General features: G+C 62.7%; 7 protein-coding genes. 4 read left to right on the top strand and 3 right to left on the bottom strand.

Annotated features, from left to right (window positions below):
• Nucleotides 1-146 precede the first annotated feature (146 nt).
• From ACIPY2_RS17400 to ACIPY2_RS17390, 3 genes are read right to left on the bottom strand one after another with little or no spacing between them, the layout of a single operon-like run.
• Nucleotides 147-980, bottom strand: coding sequence for an alpha/beta fold hydrolase (locus ACIPY2_RS17400; protein WP_400267645.1), 834 nt, complete (start codon nt 978-980; stop codon nt 147-149).
• Nucleotides 981-1,030: 50 nt separating this feature from the next.
• The gene (locus tag ACIPY2_RS17395) at nt 1,031-1,885 is read right to left on the bottom strand and encodes an alpha/beta fold hydrolase (RefSeq protein ID WP_400267644.1); all 855 of its coding nucleotides are present in this window, start codon (nt 1,883-1,885) and stop codon (nt 1,031-1,033) included.
• 9 nt (nt 1,886-1,894) lie between these two features.
• Nucleotides 1,895-2,785, bottom strand: coding sequence for an alpha/beta fold hydrolase (locus tag ACIPY2_RS17390; protein WP_400267643.1), 891 nt, complete (start codon nt 2,783-2,785; stop codon nt 1,895-1,897).
• Nucleotides 2,786-2,860: 75 nt separating this feature from the next.
• On the opposite strand from ACIPY2_RS17390, the gene lysS reads away from it, so the two are divergent.
• From lysS to ACIPY2_RS17370, 4 genes are all read left to right on the top strand, one after another.
• On the top strand, nt 2,861-4,390 hold the full coding sequence (lysS, locus tag ACIPY2_RS17385) for a lysine--tRNA ligase (protein ID WP_400267642.1): 1,530 nt from the start codon (nt 2,861-2,863) through the stop codon (nt 4,388-4,390).
• Between the two features lie 2 nt (nt 4,391-4,392).
• Nucleotides 4,393-4,566 (top strand): hypothetical protein, encoded by a 174-nt coding sequence (locus ACIPY2_RS17380; RefSeq protein ID WP_400267641.1) that lies wholly within the window; start codon nt 4,393-4,395, stop codon nt 4,564-4,566.
• Nucleotides 4,567-4,694: 128 nt separating this feature from the next.
• Entirely contained in the window at nt 4,695-5,021 is a 327-nt protein-coding gene (locus tag ACIPY2_RS17375; protein ID WP_400267640.1) for an Lsr2 family protein, read from the top strand.
• 368 nt (nt 5,022-5,389) lie between these two features.
• Complete coding sequence (locus tag ACIPY2_RS17370) at nt 5,390-7,882, top strand: ATP-dependent Clp protease ATP-binding subunit (RefSeq protein ID WP_400267639.1); 2,493 nt, start codon at nt 5,390-5,392, stop codon at nt 7,880-7,882.
• Nucleotides 7,883-7,888: the final 6 nt, after the last annotated feature.

The raw sequence follows: 7,888 nt of genomic DNA, 5'->3' as shown, positions 1-7,888 counted from the left end.
ACCGCCGGACAACCATTACAGGCTGGAGCCCCGACCACGACGGTCGGGGCTCCAGCTACTTAACCACCACAGCACCACCAAAGACCCAGGCTCCCCCTACGATCTTGTGAGACTACCCAGGGTGACGCCCAGGGCAACCCGTAACCCTAGCCCGAGAAGAACCCGGCCAATTCCGCAATCAGCTTCTCCGGAGCCTTGTTCGGCCCGTCATGGCCGAAGCCGGGCAGGATGGTGTAGCTGGATCCGGACAGGACGTCATGGATCTGCCCGCAGGCCACCCCGAAGTATGCAGGGCTCTTCTCGCCCACCACAATCAGTGTCTCCAACGGCAGTTCCAGGAACGGCTCTGCGGGCATGTCGGCAGCAATGACAGCCTTGATCTCCCGTACGCCGCAGGACATCAACTCCCGCATTTGCTTCCCCAGTGGAGTGCCGGCGGTGAGTTTCGTAGCCAAGGTCAGCATCGACAACGGCATCCTGGCGAACGCCCCTCCAGTCTCCACTCCCTTGATAAGGACGGCGAGGGCGCGGTCGTAGTCTCCTGCCGCCGTCGCGCGTTCATACTCAGGCGCCCAATCTGCCTTGACGCTGTGGTTGACCGAGACCGCGGGGTCGTAGACCGCGAGCCGTTCCACCGGCAGCGTCCGGGCGGCGTGCAGTGCCACTGCCCCTCCGAAACTGTGCCCAAAGACGTCTGTGCTGGAGGTGTGCTTCATGACTGCGTTGAGGTCGCGGATATCGGCTTCCAGCGTGTAGTCCTCAGCCTGGGGCGAAGACTCTCCCCGCCCGCGTCGGTTGAAGGTATGGACGGGGCGGCCGAGCGCCTCGCTGAGCTTCTGCGCGAAGCGCGTGTAATCGGAGGCCGTCACCATCGACGCGGGCACGACGACGACGCCGGAACCTGCCGCTTTCAGGTCACCGCCGGTGGTGAGTACTTCGAGGTGTCCGCCGTCAGCTGTGGTGATGATCTCGCGAGTCATGACACGAGCCTAGCCGAGCCGCCTGAACGGGAGCCGGATACCGCAGGGATTCAGCCCTTGAAGTAATCGGAGATGTCGCTGACGAGCTCCTTGACCGCCGCCGGAACTGATCCGTGGAATCCTTTGGGAGAAACTTCCATGGTGCTGCCGGGGACGGCACGGTTCAAGCGGGCAGCGGTCACTTTATAGAACTGCGGACTTTTCTTGCCCACCATGAAGTGTGTGGTTGGCGGGAGTGCGGAGAAGTCCTGGGGTGTCTCCGCGGCTTCAAAGGCGGCCTTCAACTCGCCAACGCCCGATGGCAGGAGTTCCCGGAACAATTTGTTGACCTTGGTTCGCGAGACTACCGCCATGAGGCCGGCGAGCATGGGCTCGGGAACCCGCGCGAGGGCGGTACCCGGCTGCATCCCGCGCTTCATGCGGGCCATGGCACGGCTGATGTCGCCCTCATTGACTGCATCCTCGAAGCCAGCCAACCAGCCGGTGTCCATGCTGCCGTCGATGTTCACGGCGGCGTCGTAGACGGCGAGTTTTGCAGGCTCATGGCGGGTGCCCACGAAGGCCTGCGCGGCGTTGAGGGCCACCGAACCTCCCAGGCTGTGGCCCAGGATGTTCCTGGCGTTGGTGGCATCCATGATGGTCCGGACATCGGCGATTTCCGTGGCCATGGAGTAGTTGTGCGGCTGCGCGGTGGATTTGCCGCGGCCCCGGCGGTCGTAGACATCAACAGCCCAGCCATCCCCCAGGCCTTTCGCCAAGGCAATGGAGAAGGGGCGATAGATCAGGGCGGTGAGGAACGCACCGCCGACGACGATCACACGACGTTCACCGGGCGCGTCGTCAGCCCCGTACGTGTACAAGGCGAGGCGGCCGCCGTCGTGCGTCTTTACGTCCTGTTCCTTCACCGGTTCATCCTAGGTGCCCACGGCGGCCGATACGTGACCGCCGGACAGGAAACGGGCGATCCGTGTGGCCAGGCGTTTGCCGGGCCGCAGGGGTCCCTCGTGGAACTGCAGGGGCACGATGGCGAAGTCGATGGCTGGTACGGCGCCCGCCAACGCGCGGCCGGTTTCGGCGAAGTAGGACGGGCTCCAGCCGCCGCTGAGCATGAGGGTGGGCGTTTGGAGGTTCACGAAATCGGCAAGGTTGGCGTCGGCGGCCAGGACGGCGCGCATTTCGGTGACGGCCGTGGGCAGGAGCGAGCGCATTTCTGCGCCCAAACGGGTCTGCGCGGAAATGATGCTGAGCGTCCGCAAGGCGCCCATGGGCAGGTAGGAGATGGGGCCTGCGGTTCCCAGGCCTTGTACGAGGTGGGCCCACGCGTGATCGAGTTGCCCGGCCGTAACGGCATCCTCAAGCTCGGGCCGCCAGCGGCCGTGAAGGTTTCCGGACAGTGACACTGCGGCATCGTAGGTGACCAGCCGGTTGATCTTGGCCGACAGTACTGCGTTGAGTGCTACGAAGCCGCCGTAGCTGTGCGCCACAACGTCAGTGGAACCGCTGGCGCGCATCACGGCCTCGAGGTCGGCGATCTCTGTCTCCACGGAGTAGCCGGGTGGTTGGGGCGCGGAATGACCGCGGCCGCGCCGGTTGTAGCTGTGTACGGGCCGGCCAAGCAGGACGCTCAAGTGCCGGGCGAAGGGCCAGTACAGGGAATCAGTCACCAAGGTGCCGTGGACCATGACGACGCCGGATGGCTCCGCGGGTGCCTGCGAGCCGGGAATCGATGCTTTCGACGCGGGCCTGAAGGTGTGCACCTCAAGCTGGCCGCCGCCGTCGTCCGTTTCAACAGTCCATGTTTCCACCGTCCGAGTCTATGCTTTCCGCCGTTGCTGATGCCCGGAAGTGAAGGCCGGCAATCGGCGGTAAACTTAAGGATTGTGACTTCCGCAAACACCCCCGCCCCGAACACCTCCGCAGAACCCATCGATGCCAGCGAGCAGATGCGCATCCGCATGGACAAGCGCGCCAAGCTGATCGAGCGCGGCACGGAAGCGTACCCGGTGGGCGTGGAACGGACACACTCGCTGACTGAGGTCCGGGAAAAGTACGGCCACCTCCAGGCTGATGAAACCACCGGAGACATCGTTGGAGTCACCGGTCGTGTTGTCTTTGTCCGCAACACCGGCAAGCTGTGCTTCGCCACGCTCCAGGAGGGCGGTGTGGACGGCAAGGGCGTGCGTTTGCAGGCCATGCTGAGCCTTGCCAATGTGGGCGAGGAAGCGCTGGCCGAGTGGAAGGCGCTTGTTGACCTTGGCGACCACGTCTTCATCAAGGGTGAGGTGATTTCCTCCCGCCGCGGTGAGCTTTCCGTGATGGCAGACTCCTGGTCCATGGCCTCCAAGGCGCTCCGCCCGCTGCCGGTGCTCCACGCCGGCCTCAACGAGGAGACCCGGGTCCGCCAGCGCTACGTGGACCTCATGGTGCGCGACGAAGCCCGCGAAATGGTCTACACGCGCGCTGCGATTACCCGTTCGGTCCGCGACACCCTCGACCGCCACGGCTACGTGGAGGTGGAGACGCCAATTCTGCAATTGGTCCACGGTGGCGCAACGGCGCGTCCGTTCGAAACGCACATGAATGCTTTCGACCAGAAGATGACCCTGCGCATTGCCACGGAACTTTTCCTCAAGCGTGCAGTGGTGGGTGGCATCGACCGCGTTTACGATATGGGCCGGGTTTTCCGCAACGAGGGCGTCGATTCCACGCATAGCCCGGAATTCACCACACTCGAATGCTACGAAGCGTGGGCCGACCAGTTCGTCATGGCCGAGCGAATGAAGGAAATCATCCTGAATGTGGCCGACGTGGTGGGGACCCGTACCATCCAGACGGAAGCCGGTGAAATAAACCTCGACGGCGAATGGTCCTGGCTTGCCGTCTATCCGGGCCTTTCGGAGGCTGTTGGAGAGGAAATTACGCCCGACACCACGGTTGACGAATTGCTGGCCATTGCTGCCAAGCACGATGTCAAGGTGGACCCCAAGTGGGATGCCGAAAAGCTGGTTGTGGAACTGTTCGGCGAAATTGTGGAACCCACCCTGCTTAACCCCACGTTCGTTTACGATTATCCGCCGTCCGCCCAGCCCCTGGCCCGCCCACACCGAGAAGACGACCGCCTTATTGAGGCCTGGGACCTTATCATTGGCGGTATGGAGCGCGGTACGGCGTTCTCGGAGCTCATTGACCCGGTGATCCAGCGGGAGCGGCTCACGGAGCAGTCCCGCCGCTCCGCCGCAGGCGACGATGAAGCCATGCAATTGGATGAAGACTTCCTGCGGGCCCTTGAATACGGTGCTCCGCCGATGGGCGGTATTGGCCTTGGCATCGATCGCCTTGTCATGTTGTTCACGGGCGCCGGTATCCGTGAAACCATTCTGTTCCCCTTGCTGAAGCCTGAAGGTCACTAATCATGGAGTACATCGCAGTCCTGGCACCCTCAGTGGTGGTCGGTTTGATCTTCTGGTTTGCCATGAAGTCAATTTTTAATGCGGACAAATCGGAGCGGCAGGCCGAGGCGCGTGCCCAGGCGGAGGCAAATCTGCGCAATTCCGGTCCCGAAGCGGACGGTCCGGCCGCTAAATAGCCCCTAATTGGCGGGGAGTTAGCAGTAATCCACATATGCCTTTGACGTGCGCGCTTGCCGTGAACGATAATCATGATTAGCAACATGGGGATTTCTGAATATCCAACCCTCCAAAAGAGAGGCTACTCATGGCACAAAAAGTAAAAATCATCCTCGTTGACGACCTGGATGAAGGGGCAGCCGACGAAACTGTCCGCTTTGGCCTGGACGGCGTCAGCTACGAGATGGACCTGTCCACGGCAAACGCAGCTTCCCTGCGGAAAGCCCTGGAGCCTTACGTATCCAAGGCCCGGAAGACTTCTTCCGGCCGTGCGGCCCGGGGGCGCGCAACGGCAACCCGAAGCCAGGATTCCGCCCAGATCCGCCAGTGGGCGCGTGACAACGGTTACACCGTAAACAGCCGCGGCCGCATTCAAGCTGAAATCCAGGAAGCGTACCAGAAGGCCAATTCCTGATTCACTGCCTCAAAGCCCCGGCATCCGTGCCGGGGCTTTGGCGTTTAAAGGGTCTGCCAGTAGGGGCCCGGGATTATTCAAGGCCGTTGATAAATATTCGCTTCTGAAGTACCAGCTTGAATGCGCGGTAATAGGGGTACGTGGATATCAACGGAACCGCAGCCGGACTCTTTGCCTCGCGGGATCGGGCATGACGAGGCTGTCCGGCTGGGCGGCAACGAGGGAGGCTTAGAGGAGTGCAGGGGGTGCGCGGACTTCTCCCCGGATTTATTCCGCGGAGCGTCATGTTTCCCCTGTGGCGAACACGCTCCAAATCTCCCGCCCCGGCACGTAGCATCAAAGTACGTCGTAGCTAGGAGTGTGGCGAAATGTTTGAGAGATTTACGGACCGTGCCCGTCGCGTGGTCGTCCTTGCCCAAGAAGAGGCACGGATGCTCAATCACAACTACATCGGTACTGAACACATCCTCTTGGGTCTGATCCACGAGGGTGAAGGCGTTGCCGCCAAGGCGCTTGAGTCCTTGAGCATTTCGCTCGATGGCGTCCGCGAACAGGTTCAGGAGATCATCGGCCAGGGCCAACAGGCTCCGTCCGGACACATCCCCTTTACCCCGCGTGCCAAGAAGGTACTTGAGCTTTCCCTTCGCGAAGCTCTTCAGCTCGGCCACAATTACATCGGCACTGAGCACATCCTCCTCGGCCTCATCCGTGAGGGCGAAGGCGTGGCTGCCCAGGTCCTGGTGAAGCTCGGTGCGGACCTCAACCGTGTCCGCCAGCAGGTTATCCAGTTGCTGTCCGGCTACCAGGGCAAGGAAACCGCCGGTGCGGGCTCCGGCCAGGGCCAGCAGGAAGGAACCCCTGCAGGTTCGGTGGTGCTGGACCAGTTCGGCCGCAACCTTACCCAGGCCGCCCGCGAGAACAAGCTCGATCCCGTGATCGGCCGCGAGCAGGAGATGGAACGCGTCATGCAGGTCCTCTCCCGCCGCACCAAGAACAACCCCGTCCTCATCGGTGAGCCCGGCGTCGGCAAGACGGCCGTCGTCGAAGGCCTCGCCCAGGCGATCGTCCGCGGCGACGTCCCGGAGACCATCAAGGACAAGCAACTGTACACGCTTGACCTTGGCTCCCTGGTCGCCGGCTCCCGCTACCGTGGCGACTTCGAAGAGCGCCTCAAGAAGGTCCTCAAGGAAATCCGCACCCGCGGGGACATCATCCTCTTCATCGACGAGATCCACACCCTCGTTGGTGCAGGTGCCGCCGAAGGCGCAATCGATGCTGCGTCCATCCTGAAGCCGATGCTGGCCCGCGGAGAGCTCCAAACCATTGGTGCCACCACGCTGGACGAGTACCGCAAGCACATCGAGAAGGACGCTGCGCTGGAGCGCCGCTTCCAGCCCATCCAGGTCAAGGAGCCCTCGGTTGCGCACGCGATCGAGATCCTCAAGGGCCTGCGTGACCGTTACGAGGCACACCACCGCGTGACAATCACCGACGGCGCCCTCGCCTCTGCGGCGCAGCTGGCCGAACGCTACATCTCGGACCGCTTCCTGCCGGACAAGGCGATCGACCTCATCGACGAAGCCGGCGCACGCCTGCGCATCCGCCGCATGACCGCTCCGCCGGAGCTCAAGGCCATGGACGAGCGCATCGCAGACGTGAAGCTGGAGAAGGAATCGGCTATCGACGCCCAGGACTTCGAAGGTGCCGCTTCGCTGCGCGACAAGGAGCAGAAGCTCATTGCCGAGCGCGCGGAGAAGGAGCGCAACTGGAAGTCCGGCGGCATGGACGACATCTCCGAGGTTGATGAGGACCTGATCGCAGAAGTCCTCGCCAACTCCACGGGTATCCCCGTCTTCAAGCTGACCGAGGAAGAGTCCTCGCGCCTGCTCAAGATGGAAGAGGAACTGCACAAGCGCGTCGTGGGCCAGGACGAAGCCATCAAGGCCCTGTCCCAGGCTATCCGCCGTACCCGTGCAGGCCTCAAGGACCCCAAGCGCCCGGGTGGCTCGTTCATCTTCGCCGGTCCCACCGGCGTCGGAAAGACCGAGCTCGCCAAGGCACTGGCCGAGTTCCTGTTCGGTGAAGAGGACGCCCTCATCACGCTGGACATGTCCGAGTACTCCGAGAAGCACACGGTTTCGCGTCTCTTCGGTGCACCTCCGGGCTACGTCGGCTACGAAGAAGGCGGCCAGCTGACCGAGAAGGTCCGCCGCCGTCCGTTCTCCGTGGTGCTGTTTGACGAAGTTGAGAAGGCACACGCCGATCTCTTCAACTCGCTGCTCCAGATTCTGGAAGACGGCCGCCTGACCGACTCCCAGGGCCGCGTGGTGGACTTCAAGAACACCGTGATCATCATGACCACCAACCTGGGTACCCGCGACATCTCCAAGAGCGTCGCAACCGGCTTCCAGTCCGGCACGGACACCCAGACCGGCTACAACCGGATGCGTGCACGGGTAACGGAAGAGCTCAAGCAGCACTTCCGCCCCGAGTTCCTCAACCGTGTTGACGACGTCGTGGTGTTCCCGCAGCTGACGCAGGACGAGATCATCGAGATCGTGGACCTGTTCGTTACCCGCCTGGAGCGCCGCCTCAAGGACAAGGACATGGGCATCGAGCTCACCAAGGCCGCCAAGGTCCTGCTCGCCACCCGTGGTTACGACCCCGCGATGGGTGCCCGGCCGTTGCGCCGCACCATCCAGCGCGAGATCGAGGACCAGCTGTCCGAGAAGATCCTGTTCGGCGACATTCACCCCGGCGACATCGTTGTGGTGGACGTCGAGGGTGAAGGTGACGACGCCAAGTTCACGTTCGAAGGCAACGCCAAGCCGCGGATCCCGGAGATTGCTCCTACCGCGTAAGGAATA

The sequence above is a fragment of the Paenarthrobacter sp. NPDC089675 genome, from assembly GCF_044749185.1.
Lineage (GTDB): Bacteria > Actinomycetota > Actinomycetes > Actinomycetales > Micrococcaceae > Arthrobacter.
The sequence above is the reverse complement of the archived record's forward strand: the minus strand, read 5'-3'. Positions and strand labels throughout refer to the sequence as shown.